Genomic DNA, 23,536 nt, shown 5'->3' with positions numbered 1-23,536 from the left:
GTCCCTTGTTCTGCTTTATCAGTCCAGCCGCATCAGGCTGGCGCCGCCGTTGTCGATGTCCTTGGCGGTATCGATCATCTTGATCTGCGATTCCCAGGCGCGGCTCGCCTCGATCATCTGCACCAAGGCGCTGGTCGCATTGACGTTGGACTGCTCCAGCGCTCCGGACGTCACTGAGGCAACCGGGTCCGTCGGCAGCGCGCCGCCATTCACTTCGCGGAAGAGATTGTCGGTGCCCTTGGCGATCACGGATCCGGTAGCATTGACCAGCTTCAGCGTGTCGACCTGCTGCATCAGCCCGGCTTCGCCGCCCTGTGGCAGCACCCAGATGCCGCCATCCTTGGCGATCTTGATGCTGTCGGCCGGCGGCAGCGTAATCGGGCCGCCCTCACCGAGTACGGGATGACCGTCACCCGTGGTCAGCAAGCCACTCTCGCTCACGCGCAGATCGCCTCTGCGTGTATAGCCTTCCGATCCGTCGTTGGCCTGCACTGCCAGCAGTGCATCGCCGTCCAGCGCCACGTCGAGTGGGTTGCCGGTCTGCGTTACGGCGCCCTGCTTCATGTCGGCGGCGATCACCTGCCCCACCTGCTCGGCGCGGCTGTTGAAGGTCGATCCGCCGATCCAGCGCGTCGACGCATTGGCGATCTCCGCGCGAAAGCCGGTCGTGTCGGCGTTGGCGAGATTGTTGGCGATCGCCGACTGGCGCGCCATCGTGCCCCGCATCGCCGTGCGCGCAATGTCGATGAACCGATCCATGGAAGCCTATCTCCGCGCTCTACCTGTCCTCAGGTCCGCATGTTCACGACGGTCTGAGTCAGCGTGTTCGCCGCTTCGATCGCCTTGGAGTTCGCCTGGAAGTTGCGCTGGGCCGAGATGAGCGAAACCAGCTCCTCGGTGATGTCCACGTTCGAGCGCTCGAGCGAGCCGGAGCGCACCGCGCCGAAGAGCCCGCTTGCCCCCGCGCCATAGACGGCGGCACCGCTGGTGTTGGTAGCGCTCCAGTGGGCATCGCCGTTCTGGCGCAGGCCGTTCTGGGCGGGGAAGTTGGCCATGGCCAGCACACCGAGATTGACGACGCTGCCGTCCGCGAAGGTCGCCGAGACCAGACCCTTCTCGTTGATGCTCACGCTGGCAAGCTGCTGGGTCGGGTCGAGCGGGCTCACGGTCGGAATCGAGAGGTCGGTCAGGTCGCCAGCGGCCGTGCTGTCGGGCAGGCCGTCCTGATCGGTATCGGGCAGCACCTGCAGACGCGCGCCGGTCTGATCGACCACGAACCGGTCCTTGTCGACGCCGAAGGCACCCGCGCGCGTGTAGTTCACGATGCCGCCGGGGCCGGTGCCACGCACAGTGAAGAAGCCTTCGCCGGTGATCGCGAGGTCGAGCGTCTTGTCGGTCGTCTGCAGGGTGCCCTGCGTAAACTGCTGCTCGACGCCCTGAAGGCGCACACCCTGACCGCCGAGCGGGCCGCCGGAGGATGCGAAGATGTCGCCGAAGGTGGCGCGGCTCTTCTTGAAAGCCGAGGAGGAGACGTTCGCGACGTTGTTCGAGGTCACGGAGAGCTCGGACTGGGCCGCCTTGAGGCCGGAGAGCGAAATGTAGAAGGACATGGGATTTGCTCCTTTTGAAGTGCGTCAGCCGAGCCGCAGGGCGTCGGAAGGGGAATAGTTGCCCAGGGCTGTGATGAGCTGGGTATCGGCGCCGCCTGCGGGCGACTGGACGGCCGCGATGCTCGCCCAGGTCGCCACCTTGCTTGGCGTGGCGCCCCGCACCTTCACCTGCAGCGCGCCCGAGGCGATGCTTTCTTTCGCTTCGTTCAGCCCATCCCAGTAGAAGGAGACAGCGCCGGCCTTGCGCGCGCCGAGATCGATCGTCTTCACCACGCCGCCGCTGGCATCCACCAGATCGACCGAGAGCGCGTCTGCGTCCTTGTCGAGCGTCAGTTCGCCGGCATACTGGCCGTAGCGATCGGGCGCCGCGATGTTGCTTTTCACCAGCATCGATTTGCCGATCCAGCTCGCCGCGTCGGAGAGGCGGGAGCCCGAGACCGACTGCGCGATCGTGGCGAGCAGATTATTGGAATCGTTGCTGGCCGCCAGCTGAGAGAACTGGGCCATCTGGGCAACCATCTGGCTGTTGTCCATCGGCTCGAACGGGTCCTGGAACTGCATCTGGGCCGTCATCAGCTTCAGGAAGCCGTCGACTCCCACGGTGTCGTTCGCCTTGGTCGTCGTTTCCCTGAGGTTGCGGTTGGTCGTCGCCGTCTGCGCGTCGACCGTCCAAGGACTGGTGACTTTATTGTCTGTAGCGGTCGTGGTCATTTGCCGAGCCTGATCGTTTCGAGCATGAGGGATTTGGCGGTCTGCAGAACCTGCACATTGTTCTGGTACATGCGTGCACTCTCCACCATGTCGACCAGCTCCTGGCTGCTATCGACACCGGCTTCCCAAACGTCGCCATTCGCATCAGCGAGCGGATGACCGGGATCGTGACGGCGCGTGGCCGGAGTCTCGGAGGAGACGATGCGGTCGACCTTCACGGTCGAGACGCCCGGCTGATCGGTCACGGAGCGGAAGACGGGGCGGATCGCGCGATAGGCGCTTTGCTCGCTTCCCGTTACCGATCCCGCGTTCGCCATATTGGAGGCCGTGGTGTTCAGGCGCACGAGCTGCGCGGACATCGCGCGCCCGGCGATGTCGAAGATGGTCATGGGCTTGTCCATGCTCATTCTCCCCGCAGCGCGCGTGTGATGGTGTTGAGGCGTCCTTCAAGGAAGGAGAGCGTCGTGCGATACTTGACCGCATTCTCCGCGAAGAGCGTCTGCTCGGTCGACATCTCGACCGTGTTGCCGTCGGCTGTCGGCTGGAGCGGGATGCGATAGCCCATCGCGTCCTTGATCGCGCCGCTGACGCTGCCCTGACTCTGCGTGGCGTCCGCCAGCGCCTTGTCGAAGTCGAGGTCGCGGGCCTTGTAGCCGGGCGTCGATCCGTTCGCGATGTTGGAGGCAATAAGCTCCAGCCGCTGCGACCGCAGCGCCAGTGCCTTGCCATGGATGCCGAACAAACTGTCTTCGAGGGACATTTTTTCGCATGCCTTCCTAAAGTCCTGGCTGGCCGCGCCGTTCTGACCGGTTGAAAAGGTCCGGCCTCGTGGCGCGTCCATGCCCGCATGAACTAACTGCAAACGCCGTGCCAATTGGACCGACTGCCTGTTTGCCGGTTCTTATATGACGCATTTCCGCGCCTTTCGGGCGCAGGAGCGGCAAAGGCGGCAAGCTTTTGCCGGTCGGCGGCAATGCGTTGCCGGTATGCGCGGCGTTGGGGGACCGGGGACATGACTGAACTTCTCGCAGACCTTCTTCAGCCCGGCCCGATCGCCATGGTCCTGGCCGGATCGGGCGCGATCGCGATGGCGCAGCAGGGCATTGGCGGCACCTTGAGCGCACTGAGGGCGCTACATCCGCTTCTTCGCGCGCGGCCGGGTGCGGACCGCGACGCGGCACGTGCCGCGCTCCATCAGGTAGACGCCGTGGTTGAGCTCTATGGCCTCGTCCGCACGGATCGCGTGAAAGCGGCGCATCCCTTCGTCGCCGATGCGCTCGTCACGCTCGCCAATGCCCGCGATGTTGAGCATTTCGCCCGCTGGGCAGAGGATGCGCTCTGCGACCGGTCGGAGCGGCATAATCGCGCGATCCTGTGGTGGACGACCTTAGCCGACACTGCGCCAGCCATGGGCATGGCGGGCACCATTTTGGGACTCATCGCGATGTTCCGGGCCATGAGCGACCCTTCGGCGGTCGGGCCGGGCATGGCGCTTGCCCTCCTCACCACGCTTTACGGCGTGATCGTCGCCAATGCCGTCGCCGGGCCGATCGCGAGCCGGCTGGCCCAGCTTTCCGCTCGGGAAATCGGCTGGCAGCGCGCGCTCGTCGAGCGGATGACGGTGATCGCCCGGCGCGAGATCGAGCTGCCGGTCGCCCAGCCATTGCCCGCACCGGTGCCAATCCGTCGGCCGTCTCCGCGCGAGGCCGCGTGAACGGTCTTCCGCCCGCGTCCATCCAGCCCCGGCGCGCGCGCTGGGCGCTGAGTTTCGCTGATCTTGCGCTGCTTCTGCTTGGCTTCTTCGTCCTTCTTCAGGCCAGTGGAAGCAGGCGGGATCAGACGCTGCGCGGGATCGGCGCGCAGTTTGGCGCAAGCGCATCACCCTCGGATATAAATCTTCCTTTAAATCCGCTGTTCGTGCCCGGTGAAGCGCTGCTCTCACCCGAAGGCCGTGCCCGCCTTGTTACCACCGCTCTGCCTCTGGCCGGGCAAGGTGAAATACTGGAAATTCAGTCATTTGGCACGGAGCCGGGCCAGCGTCGCTTCGACGCGTGGGATCTCGCCGCCGCTCGTCTGGGCGCCGTTGCGCGGGCGTTGCAGGAGGCGGGCGTCCCTCAGGATCATTTGCGGATCGCCGGCCTTGCCGAAACGCCCGATCAGGCTGGCCCGGCCGGCAAAGGCCAGACCATCCGTATCGTGCGGCGCGCTCAGCCGCGATAATCGGATAACTGGCACGAGCCTTGCTTCTTCCAGGTGATACGATCCGTGACCTCAAAAGTCGCGGTTGTTGTTGCCGGGAGTTTTCGATGTCGATGATCCGAACCTGCCTTCGCCCGCTTTCCGCGCCGTTTCTGGTGCTGTTTGCCCTGGGCTGCCTCGTATCGACGGGGGCTGCGCAGACCCAGCCGCGTTTCGAGAATCTGGACCGGATCGACGGCCTTGTCGCCACCACCGTCGGCGCCGGAATCGGTCAACCGGGCGGCGCTGCGGCCCCTGTCGACCGCCGCCTCAAGCTCGCGCCATGCCCCAGCCTGCCGCAGGTCGATACGCCCGCGATGGGCGCCGTGACGGTTTCTTGCCCTGCACTTGGCTGGCGGCTGCGCGTCGCACTCATTCCCGGCGGCGAGCTTTCTTCGCAGATTTCCGCCGTTTCTCCGCGCCGTGCAATCACTTCTGCTCCCGCTCAGCCGGTCATCCGCAAGGGCGATCCGGTCCAGCTTGTCGCGGGAGACGCGAGCTTCATGGTTTCACGGCCGATGGTCGCCGATGAGGACGGGGCGCCAGGCGCCTCGATCCGCGTGCGGGAAGGCCCGCGCGCCACGCCGGTCACCGCTCGGGTGGAATCTGCTGGAGTAGTGCGGATTCCGGGTGTTTAAGTTTTTCTGAACCTGGCCGTTATAAGGGCCGGTACAGGAAGGAAGAGCGTGATGATCAAGTCTGTTGGCCAGGGCACATCTGCCGCGATCGAAGCAGCCAAGCTGCGCGAGAGCACGAAGACGGCTGCTCCGACGAAGGCGAGCACTGACGCGGCACGCAGCCCCACGGCAAACGTCGCGAGCCCGACTGCGCGCATGGCCGCGCAGGGCGCCCCGATCGACACGGCTCGGATCGAGCGCGTTAAAGCGGCCATCGCTTCCGGCAACTATCCCGTCGATGCGGAAGGCATTGCGGAAAAGATGCTGGACCTCGACCTTCCCCCCGTGAAGCACTGATATGGCCCTTGCCGCTGTTAAAAATCTTTCGTCCGTCACGTCACGGCTGAGATCGGCCATGGAAGCCAGCGACGCCGCCCGGATCGAGGCGGCGATCGACGAAATGCGGCAAGCAATAGATCAAGTGAAGGAAATCGGTGCGGTTCGCGCCGATCCAGCAATCAGGAAGCAGCTCGAAACATTGCTTCCTCAGCTCGATTCCTCGCGCATGCTCGCTTGCCTTCTGGGCGATCTTGCGGGCCAAAAGCTCGCAACGCTTTCCTCCGCGAATGGCGATATTCCCCATCCGCTGTACAGTCGCTCGGCCTAAGCCCCCGTCTCCTGCGTGGACGGGAATCGACCAGCTTCGATCTTTTCCCTCCGGGCGGCTGAACTCGTCGCTCAACCGCGCTTTACGGCGGTTTTCCATCCTTAATTTCTGGCACGATCCTTGCTAACTGACCCTTGGTACCAACCGGGGTTTCAGTCTTCATGTCCACCAATGCCGTCAATTCGCTGACGACAGCACTCGGCACCGGGAGCACGGGCAGGGTTACGCAGGCTATTGCGACGGCCAGCCGACGCACGGGCGTCGACTTCGGCTACCTGATGGGCCAGGCGAAGATCGAGAGCAGCCTGAACCCTGAGGCGCGCGCGCGCACCTCCAGCGCGACAGGCCTGTTCCAGTTTCTCGACCAGAGCTGGCTCAAGGTCATCAACGATCATGGCGATCAGCATGGCATGGGCTGGGCGGCCGACGCGATTCAGCAAAGCCCCGGCGGCCGCTACTTCGTCTCCGATCCGGCAACGCGCAAGCAGATCCTCGATTTGCGCACCCATCCCGAGACCGCATCGGTCATGGCGGCAGAGTTCGCGGCAGACAATCGCGCGTTCCTGGAGCAGCGGATCGGCAGGCCAGCGGACTCGACCGATCTCTATCTGGCGCACTTCCTCGGCGCGGCCGGCGCGTCGAAATTTCTTTCCACCATGGCTTATGCGCCAGATACCGCAGCGGCTGGCCTGTTCCCGGCAGCGGCGCGGTCCAATCCCTCGATCTTCTATGATCGCTCGGGCGAGGCTCGCAGCCTCTCCGAGATCCGCACCCTCTTCGCCAGCAAGCTCGCCAACGGCACGAACAGTGCGGGGGCAGATGCCTTCGCCAGCCCCGGCAGCTTCGCGGGCGGCAATTATGTCCAGCCGGCGGATTATGTCCGCATCGAGCAGCAGCGGCTTGCCCAGAACGAGGCGCTCGCGAGCGAGGACAGCCCCTATCCAGAACTTCAGGCGACCCCGGCAGCTGCCCGCCTCGCCTATCTGACTCTCGCAACGCTGGGACGATAAGACAAGATGACCCGCACCCAAGTGAACGGCAAAGTCTGGATGAGCGCAGCCAAGGGAGCGGTGTTGCCGCTCGCTATCCTGCTGCTCGTCATGTTCATGGTCGTGCCGGTGCCAGCGCTGCTGCTGGACATCGGCTTCGTCACCAACATTCTTGTCAGCCTCGCCGTGCTGTTCGTCGCATTGAACGCCGCCCGGCCCCTCGATTTCTCGAGTTTCCCCACGGTGTTGCTCTTCGCCACTCTGCTCCGTCTCTCCCTCAACGTCGCCTCGACGCGCGTCGTTCTGGTGAACGGCCATACCGGGTCCAATGCTGCCGGCCATGTCATCGAGGCGTTCGGCAATTTCCTCATCGGCGGCGACTATATCGTCGGCATCTTCGTCTTCTCCATCCTGATGATCATCAATCTCGTGGTCATCACCAAGGGTGCAGGGCGCGTGTCGGAAGTGTCGGCGCGCTTCACGCTCGACGCCTTGCCCGGTAAGCAGATGGCCATCGATGCCGATCTCAACGCTGGTCTGCTCACGGCCGAGCAGGCGCGCGTGCGCCGTCAGGATGTCGCGACCGAGGCCGATTTCTACGGCTCGATGGACGGTGCATCCAAGTTCGTGAAGGGGGATGCCGTCGCTGGCATTCTCATCCTCGTCATCAACATCATCGGCGGCATCCTGCTTGGTGTGGTCAGCCATGGTCTCGACATCGGCACGGCCGCCCGCACTTATGTGCTGCTCGCCATTGGTGATGCTCTCGTCGCGCAGGTTCCTGCCTTGCTGCTTTCGATCGCCGCTGCCGCGATCGTTACGCGCGTCACGTCCGAGCATGATCTTTCGGGCCAGATTTCCTCGCAGTTCGGGGTCGGTCGCGCATGGGTGCCGGTTGCCGCTATCCTCGCCTTCCTTGGCATCCTGCCGGGTATGCCGCACCTCATCATCATGCCCGCCGCGGCCGTCGCCGGCTTCGTGGCATGGCGTCTGCGCAATGCGGCCAAGGTGGCAGCGAGCGCCCCGGTGGAAGCGCCGCCGCCCGAAAATCCTGCCCATATCGAATGGAGGGACGTTTCGGATCATGCCGTTCTGGGCCTGGAAATTGGCTACGGCCTCATCGCCCTTGTCGATGAGCGCAAGGATGCGCCGCTCATGGGCCGCATCACCGGCATCCGGCGCCAGCTCAGCAGGGAGCTGGGCTTTGTCGTGCCAATGATCCGCGTGAAGGACAATCTCGCTCTTGCGCCGAATGCCTATCGCATCACTATCAGCGGCGTTGCCGTGGGCGAGGACGAAATCTGGCCGGACGATCTCTTGGCTCTGGACAGCGGCGCGCTCGATGGCACGGTGGAGGGCCGCCACACCAAAGACCCGACCTTCGGGCTGGACGCTGTGTGGATCTCTCCGGATAAGCGCAACGAAGCGGTGATCGCAGGCTACACGGTGGTCGATCCGGCCACGGTGGTCGCGACTCATCTCAACCATCTCATTGTCCACAACGCCGCCGAGATGTTCGGCATGGATGAGGCCCGCAAACTGCTCGACGCCCTCAAGGAGGCCGCGCCGCAACTGGCCGAGGGGCTTCATCCCCAGCCGCTCAGCCTCGTCCACATCATGTCGATCGGCCGGGCGCTGCTGGCCGAAGGGGTGCCACTCAAGGACTTCCGCAAGATCGCGGAAGCGCTCATCGAAGTGGCACGTCCCGACATGTCGGTCGACGCCACGGTCGAGGCTCTTCGCCAGCGCATCGGCTCACTCATCATCCAGACGCTGGTGCCCGTGAAGATGCCGCTCCCGGTGATTACGCTCGACGCCGAACTGGAAGGGCTGCTGGCGCAGGCAATGCGTGTCTCAGGCGATGCCAAGCATCCCATCGAGCCGGCGCTGGGTTCCCGCCTTATCGATCAGGTGACCGAGGCGGCGCGTCCGCTCATGGCGCAGGCGCGCAGCTTTGCGATCGTGACCTCGCCCATGGCCCGACGAGCGCTGTCCCGCCTTTTCCGGCCGCACTTGCCGGAAACGCCCGTGCTTTCCTTCCTTGAAATCCCGGACGGCAAACCTGTCGAGGTGGTCGCGGTGGTGGGCAACGAGGCCCGTATCGGCCGACCCGAACGGGTCGTGGCGGCATGACGAGGACGAGGCGGACGAATATGCTTAATTTTGCCCAATCCTCACGGAAGCAGCTCTTTAATGCTTTTCACATAGGGCGCTGATGATGCAGCACGCGCGCATAGAAACGGCCGGCCTGACTTATGGGCGAACGGCCATCGTCACGCCCGATCAGCTCGCGCGGCAATATATGCCGCTCGTCCGCAAGATCGCCTGGCACGTCCATGGCCGGGTCTCGAGTGCGATCGAGATCGAGGATCTGCTACAGATCGGCATGGTGGCGCTCGTCGAAGCGGCGAACAGCTTCGAAGATCGCGGTCATGGCTTCGCGACCTACGCGCAGATGCGGGTGCGCGGCGCGATGATCGATCATCTCCGCCGCCACGCCACCATTTGCCGCTCAGCCATGGCGCGCCGCAAACAGATCGGCAATGCCAGAAGCGCAGTCGAGCAGCGGACCGGGCGCGCGCCCTCCGATGCGGAAACCGCGGCCGAACTGGGCCTAGACGCTGCCGAATGGCTCGCTTTTACCGACGGCACTGACATGGTTCAGCACCAGAGCATGGACGAGGTTTATTCGGACCAGTCCATGTGGTTTGCCGATGTCGCGGATCGGGCGGACGACGTGTTGGAGCGCGAGTCGCTCAAACGCGCTATTGCAGGATATATTGGTGAGCTTCCGGAGCGCGAAGCCATGGTCCTCCAGCTCTATTTCGTCGAAGAAATGAACCTTGAGGAAATCGGTCTCACGCTCGACATCGGAGCGGCGCGGGTCTGCCAGATCAAAAAATCTGCATTGGACAAGCTGCGCGCGCGCCTCATCGCTTGGAACTGAAATAGTCGCCAGCGATTTACCCTTCAGGTTTTGAAGGAATAATCGTGGCGCGTAGGCCAGATAAATCCCCGTTTTTCGAAGAACGCTCTTCAAGTGGTTCAACACGCGTGGTTATGATGCTCATGATCGCGCTCGTGTTGGCCGGCGCCTATGTTCTCGCCACCACTGCCGTTCAGGACGATACGCGGACGACTGCGCAATCCGAAGCATCGCATAGCTGACTCCAGTCCCAGCCACAGGCCTGATCGGCTAGGCGTGCAGCCTATCATCCGCTAAGAGCCACGCATGTCTACCTACACGATCGATACTGCGACAAGCCGAGCGACCCCCACGCCCGCGCCGATGCGGCGACTGACCATTCCTGCACTTCGCGCCCGCAAGCATGACGGAGCCACTGCCGAACCCATTGTGATGCTTACCGCCTATACTGCGCGGCAAGCTCAGCTTCTCGATCCTCATTGCGACGTGCTTCTGGTCGGAGACTCGCTGGGGCAAGTCATTTACGGCCTGCCCTCGACCATTCCCGTAACACTGGACATGATGGCCGCTCATGGCGCGGCAGTCATGCGCGGGAGCTATCACAGCGCCGTGATCATCGACATGCCATTCGGCAGCTATGAAGCTTCGCCGGCTCAGGCCTTCGAGAGCGCCGCACGGCTCCTCAAAGAAAGTGGAGCTGCGGGGGTGAAGCTTGAGGGCGGTCAGGCAATGGCGGAGACGATTGCCTTTCTCGGCGCGCGCGGCATTCCGGTGTGTGCCCATGTCGGGCTTACGCCTCAGGCGGTGAACGCGCTCGGCGGCTACGGCGCCCGTGGTCGTGACGATGCGGAGGCCGCGAAAATCCTCGCAGATGCGCGAGCCGTAGCGGATGCCGGATGCTTCGCGATCGTCGTGGAAGGCGTCATGGAAAACCTCGCGGACGCAATCACGGCCGCCGTCCCCTGCCCGGTCATCGGGATCGGCGCCTCTGCGGCCTGCGACGGCCAAGTGCTTGTTACAGAAGACATGATCGGCATGTTCGAGCGCACGCCGCGCTTCGTGAAGCGCTATGCAGACGCCGCCGGCCTGGTGAGCGCCGCCGCCGCCGCCTACGCAGCAGAAGTCCGTTCTCGCGCCTTTCCCGGCGAAGAGCAGGTCTATCGTCCCAAAAAGTGATTTGCCGGTGGGTTCAGCGGTCGCTAATGATCGCGCCCGCATTCCTGCCGACCAGTCCGCAGTCAGTCTCGGAGAGTAATCCCTTGGCCCTTACGCCAGCCCAGAACGAAGCCCTGATCCGCGAGGTCGATGACGCTGTCCGTCAGGACGATTTGCTGCATTTCTGGCAGCGCTGGGGCAAGGCAGTTATCGTCGTCATCGTTTTGGGCCTCGCTGCTTTCGGTGGCTGGCTGCTTTGGCAGAGCCATCGCCATAGCCAGGCCGACCAGGCTGGTGAACAACTGTCCGTGCTGCTGAAGGCCGCTCAAGGCGCGCCGCTGGACGCACAGCTTCTCGAAACACTCCGCAACTCCGGATTCAGCGCTCAGACGGCCGCCGCCAACACCCTCCATGCCGGCCTAACGAGCAGCAGGGACGCAAAGGCCGCTACGGCTGAGTTCGATGCCATTCTGGCCGACAAGGCCGCTCCGCAGGCCTATCGCGATCTCGCATTGCTTCGCCGTACCACGCTGGCCTTCGATACGACGCCGCCTGCGAAGGTGATCGAGGCGCTGGCGCCGCTCGCCGTGCCGGGCAAGCCTTTCTTTGGCAGCGCTGCGGAGGTTACTGCAGCCGCACAACTCAAGCTGGGCCAGACCAAGGCCGCAGCCAATACCTATGCCGAAATCACACGCGACAAGACAGCGCCTGTGAATATTCGCGTGCGCGCGGCCCAGATGGCAAGCGCACTCGGCGTCGACAGCGACCGCATCGGCACGATCGAAACCATGGAGAAACCGGTTGCCGCGCAATAATAGAGCGTTTTCAAGCAGCTTCAGCCTTCGCCCCATGACGCGAGCAGCCTTCGTGCTTGCTCTTGCCGTCTCGGTGAGCGCCTGTGGCGTGATCGGCGGCAAAAAGGGCGGACCCAAGACGCCGGTCCATGGCGAACGAGCATCCATCCTCGGCAACAGCGATACGGTCACGGCGGACGAGACGCTTTCGACCGTTGCCGTCACGCTTCCTGCGCCTGTCGCCAATGCCGACTGGCCCCAGCCAGGCGGCGATGCGACCAAGACGATCGGCAATGTCGCGCTTGGTGCTGCAGATACCAGAGTCTGGACCGCGCAGATTCAGGGTTCCAGCCCCCGCGCCCGGCTTGCTTCCGCGCCTGTCATTGCCGGTGGCAAACTCTTCGCGATCGGCACCGATGCCGTGGTCAACGCGTTCGACGCCAAGACCGGCGCTCGCCTTTGGTCCAAGAGCATTCGCGCCGCTGACGACAGCGGCAAGGTGGTGTTCGGGGGCGGCGTCAGCGTGGAAGGAGACCGTGTCTACGCGTCGACCGGCATCGGAGATGTCGTCGGACTTGTGGCTACGGACGGCAACCAGCTTTGGAAGGTCCGTCCCGGCGGCCCGTTGCGCGGATCGCCCACGCTGGCGAACGGCCATCTCTATGTGATGAGCCAGGACAATCAGATTTTCGCGCTGGATCAGACCAACGGCTCTGTGGTGTGGACCGACTCGGCGACGCTCGAGTCGACCGGCGTTTTCGGCGTCGCCGCTCCTGCCGCGGGCCAGAGCACGGTGATCGCTGGCTTCAGTTCGGGCGAGCTCAGCGCCTATCGCTATGAGAATGGCCGCGTCCTCTGGGGCGATGCGCTCTCGCGTACTAGCATCGCCACCTCGGTCGCGATGCTGACCGACATCGACGCGGACCCTGTCATCGATCGCGGTCGTGTCTTCGCCATCGGCGAGGGCGGTCGCATGGCGTCTTACGAACTGCTGACCGGGCAGCGCCTTTGGGAGATCAACATCGGCGGTATCGCCACTCCCGCCGTCGTGGGGGATTGGGTCTTCGTCGTCACGGACAAGGCGACCCTGCTTTGTATCGCGCGCGCCACCGGCAAGGTCCGCTGGACGAGTCAGCTTCCCGCGTGGCGCAAGCCCAAGAAGAAAGAAGGAACGATCCGCTGGTACGGTCCGGTGCTGGCCGGAGGTAAGCTGGTGCTCGTCTCGACCGAAGGCGCATTGGCGAAAGTCGATCCGACGGACGGCAAGATACAGGAAGAGCAGGACATCAAGCACACGATGAGCCTACCTCCCGTGGTCGCTGGCGAAATCCTGTATCTCCTCGCCGACGACGGCCAGATTATCGCGCTGCGATGATACGCGTCTCGATCGCCACGTCCTGATGTCTCTCCGTATGCTCCCTAGGGTCGCGATTATCGGGCGCCCGAATGTCGGAAAATCGACCCTGTTCAATCGGCTCGTGGGCAAGAAGCTCGCGCTGGTGGACGACATGCCCGGTGTCACGCGCGACCGGCGGGAGGGTGACGCCGATCTGCTGGGCCTCAAGTTCCGCGTCGTGGATACCGCCGGCTTTGAGGAGGATGACCCACAGTCCCTCCCCGGACGCATGCGCGCGCAGACGGAGGCGGCTGTTGAAGACGCCGATGTTGCCCTTTTCCTGATCGACGCGCGCGCCGGTCTCACGCCGCTGGACGAACATATCGCCCGCTGGCTGCGCGAGAGCGCAACGCCCGTTGTGCTGGTCGGCAACAAAGCGGAGAGCAATGCCGCGCAAGATGGCCTGATGGAAGCCTATGCGCTCGGCTTTGACGAGCCGATCGCCTTTTCGGCCGAACATGGTCAGGGCCTCGCCGATCTTTTCCAGGCGATCCGTCCGCATCTTGAGCGGGATGACGAAGAGGTCGAAACCGACACACAACCCGGCGACGAGGAGGAAGCGGACGAAAGCGCTCCACTCAAGCTCGCGATCGTCGGCCGTCCCAATGCTGGCAAATCCACTCTCATCAATCGCGTTCTAGGCGAAGAGCGGCTCATCACCGGTCCGGAAGCCGGAATCACGCGGGACAGCATCGCGATCGACTGGATGTGGACCGCGCCGGACGGCGTGACGCGCCCCGTGCGTCTCATCGACACGGCCGGCATGCGCAAGCGGGCCAAGGTGCAGGACAAGCTGGAGAAGCTCTCCGTCGCGGACGCGCTGCACGCAGTCGATTTCGCGGAAGTCGTCGTGCTGCTGCTCGATGCAACCAAAGGGCTTGAAGCGCAGGATCTGCGTATCGCCGACAAGGTCTTGCAGGAAGGGCGAGCGCTCGTCATCGGCCTCAACAAGTGGGACGTGTCGGAAAACGGGTCCGCGCTTTATCAGGGCGTGCGAAAGGCACTGGACGAGGGGCTGGCTCAGGTTCGCGGTGTGCCGCTTCTCACTGTGTCCGGCGCAACAGGCAAGGGCATCGACGATCTTATCGCCGCCGCCTTTCAGACGCGCACAGCCTGGTCACAGCGCGTATCCACCAGCGTGCTCAACCGCTGGTTCGACGCCGCGCTGGAGGCCAACCCGCCCCCCGCACCGGGTGGCCGCCGCATCAAGCTGCGCTACATCACCCAGGCGCGCATTCGCCCGCCGACGTTCGTGCTGTTCGGCACGCGCCTCGATGAATTGCCGACAAGCTACACCCGCTATCTGGTGAACGGCATCCGCAGGGAGTTGGGTTTCGGCGCCGTGCCCGTGCGCCTCAATCTTCGCAGCGCGCGTAATCCCTTTGACCGCTCGAAGGGCTGACGCCGCACCGGTCTGCATCGACACGCGCGGTCTAAAATGCCCATGGCCTGTGCTGCGCGCAGCCCGGGCAATGCGCGAGGCTCATGCCCTCATGCTCCTTGCCGACGATCCGGTTGCCCTCACTGACGTGCCCGCTCTTGCCCAGGCACGCGGCTGGTCGAGCCGCACTGAAAAACTGAAAGATCATTTCGCCTTCCATCTGACCGATGACCAACCGAATGAAATGGAACGACCGCGTTAAGACGCCTTTTACTGCGAGAGATGCATAACCGCACAACCCAGCGTGTTGGCAGGCGATCTTTCCAATGTCGCATTACTACACCCTTCCCCTCTTCGACACAGCCGAACTTACAGAAGCCCGGCGCGTGACCGGGCCGGGCTTCGCCCGTATCGTGCACTACTTCCATGAGGATGGCGTAAAGGCGATCGTCGCGATCGAGCATGCAATGCATGTGCGATCCGCAACCGCGATGGTTCTGCCAGCACATACCCTCAAGGGCGAGGCGCGCCAGCTTGGCGCCGTTCGTCTGGGAGAGATTGCCGAAGCTATCGAGATGACGGCGCGAGACTGCATCGAGAAACGGAGTCCGCCACAGGATATCGCCGTCGAGGTCTCCATGCTGCGCAGTTGCTTCGCTGAGACGCTGCAGCACCTCGACCCCGCGCCGGCTACTGGCGCCCCGTCGGCACTGCCCGCGCTCGCCACCTCCGCAACAAAGTTGCGGCGGACAGCGCACCGTCCGGCGATATTCGGCCGGCGCACCTGACTTCGTGGCCCACCCTCCCTTTGCAGGGCGCATCTTGCAGGGGAGGCACCGGCCGGGCTAACCGCGTTCCATGCCCGCAACCCCCGCCTGGCCGCCGCGCTCCACACCGCGACTTTTCGTCGAGACGCCGATCGGACCGGGGATCGCCGTGCCGGTGGACGGCAATGCCGCCCACTATCTCCTTTCGGTCATGCGCCTTAAGGATGGCGATCCGGTTCTCCTGTTCGATGGAGTATCGGGCGAATGGCTCGCGACCGCCGCGAATGTCCGCAAGAGGGATCTCACTCTCCTATGTGCGGAACAAATCCGGCCGCTTGAGCCGGTGCCGGATTTCTGGCTCTGCGTCGCGCCAATCAAGAAGGGGCGGATCGACCTTGTTGCGGAGAAGGCCTGCGAGCTAGGCCTCGCTCGCCTCTTGCCTGTCCTTACGCGGCGCAGCGTGGTGGACAAGCTGAACGCCGATCGGCTTCGCGCCCATATGATCGAGGCCGCGGAGCAATGTGGCCGCACGGCGATCCCGGATATCTCACCCATGGTCGATCTGCCCGCTCTGCTGCGTGACTGGGCGGACGATCGCATCCTGTTCTTCGCCGACGAAATGACCAGCGAGGGCGGCGGCGCGCCGATTCGGGAGGCCTTTGCCGCCCATCCCGGCCCGGCGGCGTTGCTTGTGGGCCCGGAAGGCGGCTTCACCGATGAAGAGCGGACGGCCATTCGCGCCTGCCCCGCCGCCGTGCCTGTGTCCCTTGGCCCCCGCATCTTGCGCGCGGAAACCGCCGCCATCGCCGCGACCGCCTGCTGGATGGCCGCAAATGGCGACTGGGCAACCGGGAAAGTTGCGGATTGAAATGCATTTGCCAGCCGCCCTGCCAGCCCCTATGGCGCCCGGCATGAGGGGCAGAAGCGCGCCATGAGCACGAAGACCAACACCCACGACGACAGCCCCCCGATCGAATCTCGGGCCGACTTGATCTCCGTTTTCGCTGCGGGGGAGAAGCCTGCCGAGCGCTGGCGCATCGGCACCGAGCACGAGAAATTCGTCTATCGCACCGCCGATCACCGTGCGCCCTCCTATGACGAGCCGGGCGGAATCCGTGATCTGCTCGCCGGGCTGACCCGCTTCGGCTGGGAGCCGGTCATCGAGGGCGACCATGTCATCGCGCTTTCGGGCAAAGACGGTGCGATCAGCCTGGAGCCCGCTGGGCAGCTTGAGCTTTCCGGAGCGCCGCTCGACAATCTGCACGAGACCTGCACGGAAACCGGTCGGCACCTGAGGCAGGTAAAGACCGTGGGGGACGAGTTGGGTCTCGGCTTCCTGGGGCTCGGCATGTGGCCGGATAAGAGCCGGGCCGAACTGCCGATCATGCCCAAGGGGCGCTATGCCATCATGCTGCGGCACATGCCTCGCGTCGGCACGCTTGGTCTGGATATGATGCTGCGGACCTGCACCATTCAGGTCAATCTCGACTATTCATCCGAAGCCCGCATGGCGAAGATGTTCCGCGTGTCGCTCGCGCTTCAGCCACTGGCGACGGCGCTGTTCGCCAATTCGCCGTTCACGGAAGGGAAGCCGAACGGCTATCTCTCCTTCCGCAGCCATATCTGGTCCGACACCGATCCCGCGCGCACCGGCATGCTGCCCTTCGTATTCGAGGACGGCTTCGGCTACGAGCGCTATGCGGACTATGCGCTCGATGTGCCGATGTACTTCGTCTACCGCGACGGCAAATATATCGATGCCGCAGGGCAGAGCTTCCGCGATTTTCTTGACGGCCGACTGCCTGCACTGCCGGGCGAGAAGCCTCGCATTTCGGACTGGGAAGATCATCTCTCGACTGCCTTCCCGGAAGTTCGGATGAAGAGCTTTCTGGAGATGCGCGGCGCCGATGGCGGCCCCTGGAACAGGATTTGTGCCCTCCCCGCTCTGTGGGTCGGGCTTCTTTACGACGATACCGCGCTCGATGCCGCATGGGATCTGGTCAAGCACTGGTCGATGGAAGAGCGCGAAACGCTGCGCGATTCCGTTCCGCGCCTCGGGCTCTCCGCTCCGATTAGCGAAGGTCGGACGCTCCAGTCGATCGCTGGCGAAGTGTTGGCAATTTCGCGGGCTGGCCTCAACAGGCGAGCGCGTCTCAATGGCAGCGGCGACAGCGAAGCCGCTTTCCTCAATCCGCTGGAAGAGGTGGTGGCCTCCGGCCGCACCCATGCCGAGCGACTGCTGGAGCTCTATCGAGGCGAATGGGCGGGCGATCTCTCCCACATTTATGCAGCGGAAAGCTACTGAGGGACGTCGTCAGAGCCCAACTACCGCATGCGAGTGCGAGCCGTTCTAGCCGCCTAATATGTTGATCGTGAAGGCGATGATCCCGAGGTTGAAGACGAAGGCGGCGAGGCAGTGCGCCAGCACGACCTTCCGGATCGCCCGGTGAGTCACTGCGACATCGCTTGTCTGGAAGGTCATCCCCAGCGTGAAGGCGAAATAGGCAAAGTCCCAATAGTTCGGCTCGCGGACATTGGGGATGTCGAGCCCGCCCCGGTCCCCTTTGGCGCCCTTCGCGTCCTTGTCCTCCGCGTAGAAAAGAAAAGCATAGTGGAGCGTATAGACGAGGTTCGAGAAGAGCCAGGCAATCGACAGTGTGCCGAGAACAAGCGTAACGCCAAGGGCGTCCAGCGCCTGCCGCTGCCCGAGTTCCAGCGCGACCGCGACCAGCACTACCGCGCTGACGATTGCGGTAATAAGCAGGATCAGCGTGCGATTGGCGTCATTTTCGCGCGCTTGCTCCCGGATGCGGGCACCATCATGAGCGAAGAGCGGCACGAGACTTGCCATGAAAACCAGCGCAGCAAGATCGAAGCCGATCATCAGGCCTTTCGGAAAGTCCGTGAGAACCCCGGCGGGGATGGTCGTGGCAAAGGTCAGCAGGAACAGACCGTAGCGCCACGGCAGCAGCCGCTTCCTTTGTCCGCCCGTCCCTCTCGCCATCATCATACCTTTCGTGCCCTATGCAGCGCCGGAACGGTTGCGCGGACGGATCGTTGATAACCGGATCACAAGCGATTTTGTGAAGGAAATTCATCATGGCGAACGAGCAGCATATCAAGTCAGAAGAAGCCCGTTCCGGCTCGACTCCGGGCATTGTGCGTTATGTTCTAGGGATCTCCCTCGCGCTGGCGGTCATCGCCCTAACGCTGATTACCGTCTTCTCTTACCGGACCGGTCCGGATGCTAAGGTCAATGGAGGCACAGCTGCGCCCGGCGGCACGACCAATCAGTCCATCCAATAGCCCAAGAGCTCTTGTCCCTCCGCCCGCTTAGGAGCACATGAAAGGGAGCGGCCTGATGGCTGCTCCCTTCTCGCGTTCTTCATCAGGGATGCTTATCCATGCGCTATAATCGCCTCGGCACGACAGGGTTGCGGGTCTCCGAGCTTTGCCTGGGGACGATGACTTTCGGGACACCCGAGAGTGGCCGATTCCAGCATGTCGCAGGACTGGATCAGGCAGGAGCGGACGCCATCGTGCGTCGCGCAGTGGATGCAGGCGTCAACTTCATCGACACGGCGAACGTCTATTCGGAGGGCGCATCAGAGGAGATTACAGGCCGGGCGATCCGCAATCTCGGCCTTGCGCGCTCAGACGTGGTGCTCGCCACCAAAGTGATGGGCGGTATGGGGCCCGGCGTAAACGACAAGGGCGCGTCACGCGGGCACATCATGGATCAGGTGAAGGCCAGCCTGCGCCGTCTGGATACGGACTATATCGATCTTTATCAGATCCCCGGCTGGGATCCGGTCACACCGATCGAGGAGACCATCCGCGCGCTCGATGATCTCGTCCGCCAAGGGCATGTCCGCTATGTCGGGGTGTCGAACTGGGCCGCCTGGTAAATCGCGAAGGCACTGGGCATCGCTCGCGAGGAGCGTCGCGCCCGCTTCGAGACCGTGCAGGCCTATTATACCATTGCCGGGCGGGATCTTGAGCGCGAACTGGTACCCATGATGCGCTCGGAAGGGCTGGGCCTCTTGGTCTGGTCGCCGCTTGCCGGAGGGCTGCTCTCAGGCAAATACAGCCGGGAAGGCGGAGAAGGTCGCCGCGCGAATTTCGACTTCCCTCCGGGCGACAAGACCAAGGCATTCGACATTGTCGATATGATGCGGCCCATGGCGGAGACTCGCGGGGTATCGGTGGCGCAGATTGCCATTGCCTGGCTGCTTCACCAGCAGGTTGTCACCACCGTGATCGTGGGCGCTAAGCGTATCGATCAACTCGACGACAATATTGCCGCCTGCGCGGTGATTCTCAGCGCAGAATATCCCGCATGGATGTTCGCGGTCCAGGGCGCCTATCGCGTCCTTGACGAAGCCAGCCGCTCCCGCTGGGAGGACTAGCTCCCCGGATCAGCCTTCGCCGCGCTGCCCCAGCAACCGCAGACGCAGGGCGTTCAGCTTGATGAAGCCGGCCGCGTCGCGCTGGTCATAGGCGCCCGCGTCGTCTTCGAAGGTCACGACCTTCTCGCTGTAGAGCGAATTGGGCGACTTGCGGCCGACGACATACACGCCGCCCTTGTAGAGCTTGAGACGCACCGTGCCGCTCACATTCGCCTGGCTGTAGTCGATCGCCGCCTGCAGCATCTCGCGCTCCGGCGCGAACCAGAAGCCGTTATAGATGAGCTCGGCATAGCGCGGCGCCAGCTCGTCCTTGAGGTGGGCGGCACCACGGTCGAGCGTGATGGATTCGATGCCGCGATGCGCGAGATGATAGATGGAGCCGCCGGGCGTCTCGTACATGCCGCGTGATTTCATGCCCACGAACCGATTCTCGACCAGATCGAGCCGCCCGATACCGTGCTTGCGGCCAAGATCGTTGAGCGCGGCAAGCAGCGTGGCGGGACTCATCGCCGCGCCATTTAGCGCAACGCCATCACCCTTCTCGAAATCGATCGTGATATATTCCGGCTGATCGGGGGCGTCCTCCGGGTTGACCGTGCGCGAGTACACATAATCCGGTACTTCCTGCCACGGATCTTCGAGCACCTTCCCCTCGGACGACGTGTGGAGAAGATTCGCATCGGTCGAGAACGGCGCCTCGCCGCGCTTGTCCTTGCTCACCATGATCTGATGCGCTTCGGCGAACTCGATGAGCTTGGTGCGGCTCGTCAGATCCCATTCGCGCCAGGGGGCGATCACCTTGATGTCCGGGTTCAGCGCGTAAGCGCTGAGCTCGAAGCGGACCTGATCGTTGCCCTTGCCGGTCGCGCCGTGGCTCACGGCATCTGCACCCACTTCCTTGGCGATCTCGATCAGACGCTTGGAAATGAGCGGCCGCGCGATCGAGGTGCCGAGCAGATAAAGCCCTTCATAAAGCGCGTTTGCGCGCATCATCGGGAAAACGAAATCCTTGACGAACTCCTCGCGCAGATCATCGATGAAGATATGCTCCGGCTTCACGCCTGCATTGAGCGCTTTCTGGCGCGCCGGCTCCAGCTCCTCACCCTGCCCCAAATCGGCCGTGAACGTCACGACCTCGCACTGATACTCCTGCTGAAGCCATTTCAGGATCACGCTCGTGTCGAGGCCACCCGAATAGGCAAGGACGACGCGTTTGATCTGATCGGACATTGGCGGGACTCTCTTTTGTCGAGGCGTTGCAATTCGTGCGCGCCGCTATCAGGCGCGAGGCGCGGGGGCAAGTTTGCAGCGTGGTTTACGTCGCACGGCGCGCGCTAACCGCACCGAGATCCATTCTCCGGCGGCTCGCGCAGCCTTGGGTCGCAGGTCAGGCCTTGCCTGGTCCGGCAGCCAGCCTCGCCAGCTCCGCACCCCGGTCCCGCGCTGCACGCAGCGTCGCCTCAATGAGCGGCGCAAGTCCATCCGCACGGTCGAGCACATCCAGTCCCTCGCGGGTCATGCCGCCTTTGCTCGCTACCGCGTCGGCTAGCGCGCCGGGCGCATCCTTCGAGACAGCGGCGGTCAGCGCCGCACCCTCGACCGTCGCCAGAGCCATGTGTGCAGCAATCTCGGCGCTGAGACCAACGGCCTCACCGGCCTTCGCCAGCGCATCTATAAACCGGTACACATAAGCCGGACCACAGCCGGCCAGCGCCGTCGCCGCATCGAACAGTGCTTCGTCCTCGAGCCAGGCCACCAGCCCAAGCGGACGGCAGAGCAGGTCTGCCACGTCCCGAACATGAGCGGGCACCGAGGGATCGACGAAGAGGCTCACGACGCCGTGCCCGCTCCGCACCGGCATGTTAGGCATTGCGCGCACATGAGCACCAGCCTGCGGTATGACCGCCGCAAGCTGCGTGGTGCTCACGCCGGCGAGGATCGAGAAGATCGTCGCCCCCGCCCCCAGCCGCGCCTCAAGCGGGGGCGCGATATCAGGGAGTTGCTGCGGCTTATGGCCAAGAAGTACGAGCGTATCAGGCGCGATCACATCGGGCAGCGTGGTCATGACGGTCACTCCGTCAGCGACTGGCCGCCCGCTCGGCCGCACCACAGTCACGCGCTCTGGCGGCAGACCATATTCCAGCCAGCGCCCCAACATGGCGCCCGCCATGTTGCCGCAGCCCACCAGCAGCAGCGCCTGAGGCCAGTTCTGCGCGGCAGTCACCGACCCCGGCTCAGGCTTCGCCATGTGTTTCGATGAGGCTCGCGGCCAGCGCTTCTGCGGGGGTCTTGCCCCCCCAGAGCACGAACTGAAACACGGGATAGAAGCGTTCACTTTCGTCGATGGCGCTTTCCACCAGCAGTTGCGCCTGGTCGATCGTCAACGCCGCGTTCGCGCCCAGCATGGCGCCATGGCGAAAGAGCAACGCGCCACTTGATGACCAAAGCTCGAAATGACCGAGCCAGAGCTGCTCGTTGATGAGCGCGATTGTCTCGCAGATTGCGGTGCGCTTGTCGTCGGCTACGCGAATGTCCGGGAGCACGAGGAGCTGAAGCACCTGATCTTCGTCGCGCCAGATCGCACGCACTTCATATTCAGTCCAGCTTCCGCGATGCTTGGCGACGATCTCGTCGTCGCTCACGTGCTCGAAAGGCCATTCATGCGCCTCGAAATAGGCAGCAAGCATGTCGATGGGCTCCGCCTCATGCTCGTTGCCGGCATATTCGTCGTGGTCGATCATCAGTTCCGCAAGTCCCGGCCGTCGGTCGGCATTTTCTCAATGGCGCTTTAGCATGCCGTATTCCACGCGACCAGCGTGGCGACAGGGCGCACCTGTCCCAACTTCGTCAGCTTGTGGACGAATGGTGGAATAAGTTGTGGATAACCGCGCCGGGGTCGGCTGTCACTCGGGGGTTTGCGGCTTTCGCGGAGCACGGGGCTTGGCGGCTGCTGGCGCCGCTGCCGGACTGCCGGTTTCGAGCGCGGCCAGTCGAGCCTCTAGTCGCTCGACATCCTCACGCGCCTTGGCGGCCAGCGCCTTGACCGCGTCAAATTCTTCGCGGCTCACGAAATCCAGTCCGCCGATCCATTCCCGCGCCCGCTCACGCGCATTGGATTCCACTTCGCGGCTCATGCCCGCGATGGTTCCCGCAGCTCCATTGATGATGCGCGAAAGATCGTCGAAAAAGCGGTTCTCGCTTTGCATGATGGCTTGGTCCTCGTCTGGCGCCAGTGCGCAAGCACTGACTGTCCTTCTATATCTGGGTGCGGATCGCTGGCGCGACAAGAGCGTCGGCGCCGGGGTTCATCACCATGATCTGATAGGAGAGGATGCTCGCGAAGACCAGCCAGGCGAGATACGGAAGCATCAGCAGCGCTGCCCCTACCCGGATTCGCACGAAAAGCATCGTCGTGATCGTCGCGAGCAGGAGAATGGCGACACACAGGTAGAAAGCCACAGTCGTCTCGTGCGCCGCGAAAAAAACCGGCGACCAGGCGAGATTGCAGAAGAGCTGCACGAGGAACAGCGCGATCGCCACCCCGCGTCCGCGTGCGCCCCGCGCGTGGAGAATGACCGCGAGAGCTAATCCCATGAGAAGATAGAGGATTGGCCAGACGATGGCGAAGGCGATGCCGGGCGGCGTGATCGCTGGCTTATCCAACGCCGCGAACCAGGCATTTCCATAACCGGAATTGCTGATCCGGGCTGACACGATCCCGAGAAATTCGATGGCGGGCACTGTGAAGAGAGCCCAGCGCAAATACGACATGCGGAGTTGGGCCTTGGAGGCTATCTCGCTCATTCGCGCCCTCGCCCGTGCATGTCCATGGCAGTCGACTCCCCACAACCTCAAGGCAGGGAGATGTGCGGGGTT

28 protein-coding genes and 1 pseudogene are annotated in these 23,536 nt (G+C 63.6%); 18 read left to right on the top strand and 11 right to left on the bottom strand.

Annotated features, from left to right (window positions below; translation table 11 throughout):
* Positions 1–18: 18 nt before the first annotated feature.
* From ACNAOH_RS12390 to flgB, 5 genes are read right to left on the bottom strand one after another with little or no spacing between them, the layout of a single operon-like run.
* Positions 19–759 (bottom strand): flagellar basal body rod protein FlgF, encoded by a 741-nt coding sequence (locus ACNAOH_RS12390; RefSeq protein WP_443970469.1) that lies wholly within the window; start codon positions 757–759, stop codon positions 19–21.
* Positions 760–788: 29 nt separating this feature from the next.
* Complete coding sequence (locus ACNAOH_RS12385) at positions 789–1,610, bottom strand: flagellar hook-basal body complex protein (RefSeq protein ID WP_443970468.1); 822 nt, start codon at positions 1,608–1,610, stop codon at positions 789–791.
* Between the two features lie 24 nt (positions 1,611–1,634).
* A complete protein-coding gene (locus tag ACNAOH_RS12380) occupies positions 1,635–2,321 on the bottom strand; it encodes a flagellar hook assembly protein FlgD (protein WP_443970467.1) in 687 nt (228 codons plus the stop codon).
* The gene (gene flgC / locus ACNAOH_RS12375; RefSeq protein ID WP_443970466.1) at positions 2,318–2,728 is read right to left on the bottom strand and encodes a flagellar basal body rod protein FlgC; all 411 of its coding nucleotides are present in this window, start codon (positions 2,726–2,728) and stop codon (positions 2,318–2,320) included. The genes ACNAOH_RS12380 and flgC overlap by 4 nt, the downstream gene beginning before the upstream one ends.
* The gene (gene flgB / locus ACNAOH_RS12370; RefSeq protein WP_443970465.1) at positions 2,725–3,081 is read right to left on the bottom strand and encodes a flagellar basal body rod protein FlgB; all 357 of its coding nucleotides are present in this window, start codon (positions 3,079–3,081) and stop codon (positions 2,725–2,727) included. Before flgB ends, flgC begins: the two co-directional genes overlap by 4 nt.
* Before the next feature lie 252 nt (positions 3,082–3,333).
* Here flgB and ACNAOH_RS12365 point away from each other — a divergent pair, with 252 nt between their 5' ends.
* The 16 genes from ACNAOH_RS12365 to ACNAOH_RS12290 all read left to right on the top strand — a co-directional run bounded on the left by ACNAOH_RS12365 (position 3,334) and on the right by ACNAOH_RS12290 (position 17,556).
* Positions 3,334–4,035, top strand: coding sequence for a MotA/TolQ/ExbB proton channel family protein (locus ACNAOH_RS12365; protein WP_443970464.1), 702 nt, complete (start codon positions 3,334–3,336; stop codon positions 4,033–4,035).
* A complete protein-coding gene (locus ACNAOH_RS12360) occupies positions 4,032–4,541 on the top strand; it encodes an OmpA family protein (protein WP_443970463.1) in 510 nt (169 codons plus the stop codon). The genes ACNAOH_RS12365 and ACNAOH_RS12360 overlap by 4 nt, the downstream gene beginning before the upstream one ends.
* Before the next feature lie 86 nt (positions 4,542–4,627).
* Positions 4,628–5,197 (top strand): flagella basal body P-ring formation protein FlgA, encoded by a 570-nt coding sequence (locus ACNAOH_RS12355; protein ID WP_443970462.1) that lies wholly within the window; start codon positions 4,628–4,630, stop codon positions 5,195–5,197.
* Between the two features lie 51 nt (positions 5,198–5,248).
* Complete coding sequence (gene flgM / locus ACNAOH_RS12350) at positions 5,249–5,533, top strand: flagellar biosynthesis anti-sigma factor FlgM (protein WP_443970461.1); 285 nt, start codon at positions 5,249–5,251, stop codon at positions 5,531–5,533.
* Between the two features lie 58 nt (positions 5,534–5,591).
* The gene (locus ACNAOH_RS12345; protein ID WP_443970460.1) at positions 5,592–5,843 is read left to right on the top strand and encodes a hypothetical protein; all 252 of its coding nucleotides are present in this window, start codon (positions 5,592–5,594) and stop codon (positions 5,841–5,843) included.
* A gap of 161 nt (positions 5,844–6,004) precedes the next feature.
* Complete coding sequence (locus ACNAOH_RS12340; RefSeq protein ID WP_443970459.1) at positions 6,005–6,853, top strand: lytic transglycosylase domain-containing protein; 849 nt, start codon at positions 6,005–6,007, stop codon at positions 6,851–6,853.
* Between the two features lie 6 nt (positions 6,854–6,859).
* Positions 6,860–8,965: a flagellar biosynthesis protein FlhA gene (gene flhA / locus ACNAOH_RS12335; protein WP_443970458.1), complete on the top strand. Its 2,106-nt coding sequence runs from the start codon at positions 6,860–6,862 to the stop codon at positions 8,963–8,965.
* 85 nt (positions 8,966–9,050) lie between these two features.
* Positions 9,051–9,779, top strand: coding sequence for a sigma-70 family RNA polymerase sigma factor (locus ACNAOH_RS12330; protein WP_443972135.1), 729 nt, complete (start codon positions 9,051–9,053; stop codon positions 9,777–9,779).
* Positions 9,780–10,064: 285 nt separating this feature from the next.
* On the top strand, positions 10,065–10,934 hold the full coding sequence (panB, locus tag ACNAOH_RS12325; RefSeq protein WP_443970457.1) for a 3-methyl-2-oxobutanoate hydroxymethyltransferase: 870 nt from the start codon (positions 10,065–10,067) through the stop codon (positions 10,932–10,934).
* A gap of 26 nt (positions 10,935–10,960) precedes the next feature.
* Positions 10,961–11,728: a tetratricopeptide repeat protein gene (locus ACNAOH_RS12320; protein ID WP_443970456.1), complete on the top strand. Its 768-nt coding sequence runs from the start codon at positions 10,961–10,963 to the stop codon at positions 11,726–11,728.
* A gap of 34 nt (positions 11,729–11,762) precedes the next feature.
* Complete coding sequence (locus tag ACNAOH_RS12315; protein ID WP_443970455.1) at positions 11,763–13,082, top strand: outer membrane protein assembly factor BamB family protein; 1,320 nt, start codon at positions 11,763–11,765, stop codon at positions 13,080–13,082.
* A gap of 37 nt (positions 13,083–13,119) precedes the next feature.
* Complete coding sequence (gene der / locus ACNAOH_RS12310) at positions 13,120–14,505, top strand: ribosome biogenesis GTPase Der (RefSeq protein WP_443972134.1); 1,386 nt, start codon at positions 13,120–13,122, stop codon at positions 14,503–14,505.
* The gene (locus ACNAOH_RS12305; protein ID WP_443970454.1) at positions 14,486–14,746 is read left to right on the top strand and encodes a sulfurtransferase TusA family protein; all 261 of its coding nucleotides are present in this window, start codon (positions 14,486–14,488) and stop codon (positions 14,744–14,746) included. The genes der and ACNAOH_RS12305 overlap by 20 nt, the downstream gene beginning before the upstream one ends.
* Positions 14,747–14,810: 64 nt before the next feature.
* Entirely contained in the window at positions 14,811–15,272 is a 462-nt protein-coding gene (locus tag ACNAOH_RS12300) for an Hpt domain-containing protein (RefSeq protein WP_443970453.1), read from the top strand.
* Positions 15,273–15,342: 70 nt separating this feature from the next.
* The gene (locus ACNAOH_RS12295; protein WP_443970452.1) at positions 15,343–16,119 is read left to right on the top strand and encodes a 16S rRNA (uracil(1498)-N(3))-methyltransferase; all 777 of its coding nucleotides are present in this window, start codon (positions 15,343–15,345) and stop codon (positions 16,117–16,119) included.
* A 63-nt stretch (positions 16,120–16,182) separates the two neighbouring features.
* A complete protein-coding gene (locus ACNAOH_RS12290) occupies positions 16,183–17,556 on the top strand; it encodes a glutamate--cysteine ligase (protein ID WP_443970451.1) in 1,374 nt (457 codons plus the stop codon).
* A 45-nt stretch (positions 17,557–17,601) separates the two neighbouring features.
* Here the strand turns inward: ACNAOH_RS12290 and ACNAOH_RS12285 are convergent, their stop codons facing one another.
* Positions 17,602–18,261 (bottom strand): DUF1345 domain-containing protein, encoded by a 660-nt coding sequence (locus ACNAOH_RS12285; RefSeq protein ID WP_443970450.1) that lies wholly within the window; start codon positions 18,259–18,261, stop codon positions 17,602–17,604.
* A gap of 89 nt (positions 18,262–18,350) precedes the next feature.
* Between ACNAOH_RS12285 and ACNAOH_RS12280 the strand changes: the two genes are divergently transcribed.
* Entirely contained in the window at positions 18,351–18,557 is a 207-nt protein-coding gene (locus tag ACNAOH_RS12280; RefSeq protein WP_443970449.1) for a hypothetical protein, read from the top strand.
* A 98-nt stretch (positions 18,558–18,655) separates the two neighbouring features.
* Positions 18,656–19,660 (top strand): annotated as a pseudogene (locus tag ACNAOH_RS12275) (aldo/keto reductase).
* 9 nt (positions 19,661–19,669) lie between these two features.
* Here the strand turns inward: ACNAOH_RS12275 and ACNAOH_RS12270 are convergent.
* From ACNAOH_RS12270 to ACNAOH_RS12250, 5 genes are all read right to left on the bottom strand, one after another.
* Positions 19,670–20,890: an argininosuccinate synthase gene (locus ACNAOH_RS12270; RefSeq protein WP_443970448.1), complete on the bottom strand. Its 1,221-nt coding sequence runs from the start codon at positions 20,888–20,890 to the stop codon at positions 19,670–19,672.
* Positions 20,891–21,047: 157 nt separating this feature from the next.
* A complete protein-coding gene (locus ACNAOH_RS12265; protein WP_443970447.1) occupies positions 21,048–21,908 on the bottom strand; it encodes a pyrroline-5-carboxylate reductase family protein in 861 nt (286 codons plus the stop codon).
* On the bottom strand, positions 21,895–22,401 hold the full coding sequence (locus ACNAOH_RS12260) for a YbjN domain-containing protein (RefSeq protein ID WP_443970446.1): 507 nt from the start codon (positions 22,399–22,401) through the stop codon (positions 21,895–21,897). Before ACNAOH_RS12260 ends, ACNAOH_RS12265 begins: the two co-directional genes overlap by 14 nt.
* 162 nt (positions 22,402–22,563) lie before the next feature.
* Positions 22,564–22,866 carry an accessory factor UbiK family protein gene (locus ACNAOH_RS12255; RefSeq protein WP_443970445.1) on the bottom strand — a complete coding sequence of 101 codons (303 nt, stop codon included), beginning with the start codon at positions 22,864–22,866 and terminating at the stop codon, positions 22,564–22,566.
* A 49-nt stretch (positions 22,867–22,915) separates the two neighbouring features.
* A complete protein-coding gene (locus ACNAOH_RS12250; RefSeq protein WP_443970444.1) occupies positions 22,916–23,464 on the bottom strand; it encodes a TspO/MBR family protein in 549 nt (182 codons plus the stop codon).
* Positions 23,465–23,536 lie beyond the last annotated feature (72 nt).

Source organism: Sphingobium sp. CR28 (assembly GCF_052327305.1).
Taxonomy (GTDB): Bacteria; Pseudomonadota; Alphaproteobacteria; order Sphingomonadales; family Sphingomonadaceae; genus Sphingobium.
The sequence above is the reverse complement of the archived record's forward strand: the minus strand, read 5'-3'. Positions and strand labels throughout refer to the sequence as shown.

What these genes read in the sequence shown, in the direction of transcription:
- flgB (WP_443970465.1), bottom strand. Translation starts at nt 3,081, where the DNA reads ATGTCCCTCGAAGACAGTTTGTTCGGCATCCATGGCAAGGCACTGGCG.
- ACNAOH_RS12385 (WP_443970468.1), bottom strand. Translation starts at nt 1,610, where the DNA reads ATGTCCTTCTACATTTCGCTCTCCGGCCTCAAGGCGGCCCAGTCCGAG.
- ACNAOH_RS12380 (WP_443970467.1), bottom strand. Translation starts at nt 2,321, where the DNA reads ATGACCACGACCGCTACAGACAATAAAGTCACCAGTCCTTGGACGGTC.
- der (WP_443972134.1), top strand. Translation starts at nt 13,120, where the DNA reads ATGCTCCCTAGGGTCGCGATTATCGGGCGCCCGAATGTCGGAAAATCG.
- flgM (WP_443970461.1), top strand. Translation starts at nt 5,249, where the DNA reads ATGATCAAGTCTGTTGGCCAGGGCACATCTGCCGCGATCGAAGCAGCC.
- ACNAOH_RS12315 (WP_443970455.1), top strand. Translation starts at nt 11,763, where the DNA reads ATGACGCGAGCAGCCTTCGTGCTTGCTCTTGCCGTCTCGGTGAGCGCC.
- ACNAOH_RS12255 (WP_443970445.1), bottom strand. Translation starts at nt 22,866, where the DNA reads ATGCAAAGCGAGAACCGCTTTTTCGACGATCTTTCGCGCATCATCAAT.
- ACNAOH_RS12340 (WP_443970459.1), top strand. Translation starts at nt 6,005, where the DNA reads ATGTCCACCAATGCCGTCAATTCGCTGACGACAGCACTCGGCACCGGG.
- ACNAOH_RS12355 (WP_443970462.1), top strand. Translation starts at nt 4,628, where the DNA reads ATGTCGATGATCCGAACCTGCCTTCGCCCGCTTTCCGCGCCGTTTCTG.
- ACNAOH_RS12285 (WP_443970450.1), bottom strand. Translation starts at nt 18,261, where the DNA reads ATGATGATGGCGAGAGGGACGGGCGGACAAAGGAAGCGGCTGCTGCCG.
- ACNAOH_RS12290 (WP_443970451.1), top strand. Translation starts at nt 16,183, where the DNA reads ATGAGCACGAAGACCAACACCCACGACGACAGCCCCCCGATCGAATCT.
- ACNAOH_RS12345 (WP_443970460.1), top strand. Translation starts at nt 5,592, where the DNA reads ATGGAAGCCAGCGACGCCGCCCGGATCGAGGCGGCGATCGACGAAATG.
- panB (WP_443970457.1), top strand. Translation starts at nt 10,065, where the DNA reads ATGTCTACCTACACGATCGATACTGCGACAAGCCGAGCGACCCCCACG.
- ACNAOH_RS12300 (WP_443970453.1), top strand. Translation starts at nt 14,811, where the DNA reads ATGTCGCATTACTACACCCTTCCCCTCTTCGACACAGCCGAACTTACA.
- flhA (WP_443970458.1), top strand. Translation starts at nt 6,860, where the DNA reads ATGACCCGCACCCAAGTGAACGGCAAAGTCTGGATGAGCGCAGCCAAG.
- ACNAOH_RS12250 (WP_443970444.1), bottom strand. Translation starts at nt 23,464, where the DNA reads ATGAGCGAGATAGCCTCCAAGGCCCAACTCCGCATGTCGTATTTGCGC.
- ACNAOH_RS12265 (WP_443970447.1), bottom strand. Translation starts at nt 21,908, where the DNA reads ATGGCGAAGCCTGAGCCGGGGTCGGTGACTGCCGCGCAGAACTGGCCT.
- ACNAOH_RS12365 (WP_443970464.1), top strand. Translation starts at nt 3,334, where the DNA reads ATGACTGAACTTCTCGCAGACCTTCTTCAGCCCGGCCCGATCGCCATG.
- ACNAOH_RS12330 (WP_443972135.1), top strand. Translation starts at nt 9,051, where the DNA reads ATGCAGCACGCGCGCATAGAAACGGCCGGCCTGACTTATGGGCGAACG.
- ACNAOH_RS12320 (WP_443970456.1), top strand. Translation starts at nt 10,961, where the DNA reads ATGATCGCGCCCGCATTCCTGCCGACCAGTCCGCAGTCAGTCTCGGAG.
- ACNAOH_RS12390 (WP_443970469.1), bottom strand. Translation starts at nt 759, where the DNA reads ATGGATCGGTTCATCGACATTGCGCGCACGGCGATGCGGGGCACGATG.
- ACNAOH_RS12280 (WP_443970449.1), top strand. Translation starts at nt 18,351, where the DNA reads ATGGCGAACGAGCAGCATATCAAGTCAGAAGAAGCCCGTTCCGGCTCG.
- ACNAOH_RS12260 (WP_443970446.1), bottom strand. Translation starts at nt 22,401, where the DNA reads ATGATCGACCACGACGAATATGCCGGCAACGAGCATGAGGCGGAGCCC.
- ACNAOH_RS12270 (WP_443970448.1), bottom strand. Translation starts at nt 20,890, where the DNA reads ATGTCCGATCAGATCAAACGCGTCGTCCTTGCCTATTCGGGTGGCCTC.
- ACNAOH_RS12295 (WP_443970452.1), top strand. Translation starts at nt 15,343, where the DNA reads ATGCCCGCAACCCCCGCCTGGCCGCCGCGCTCCACACCGCGACTTTTC.
- flgC (WP_443970466.1), bottom strand. Translation starts at nt 2,728, where the DNA reads ATGAGCATGGACAAGCCCATGACCATCTTCGACATCGCCGGGCGCGCG.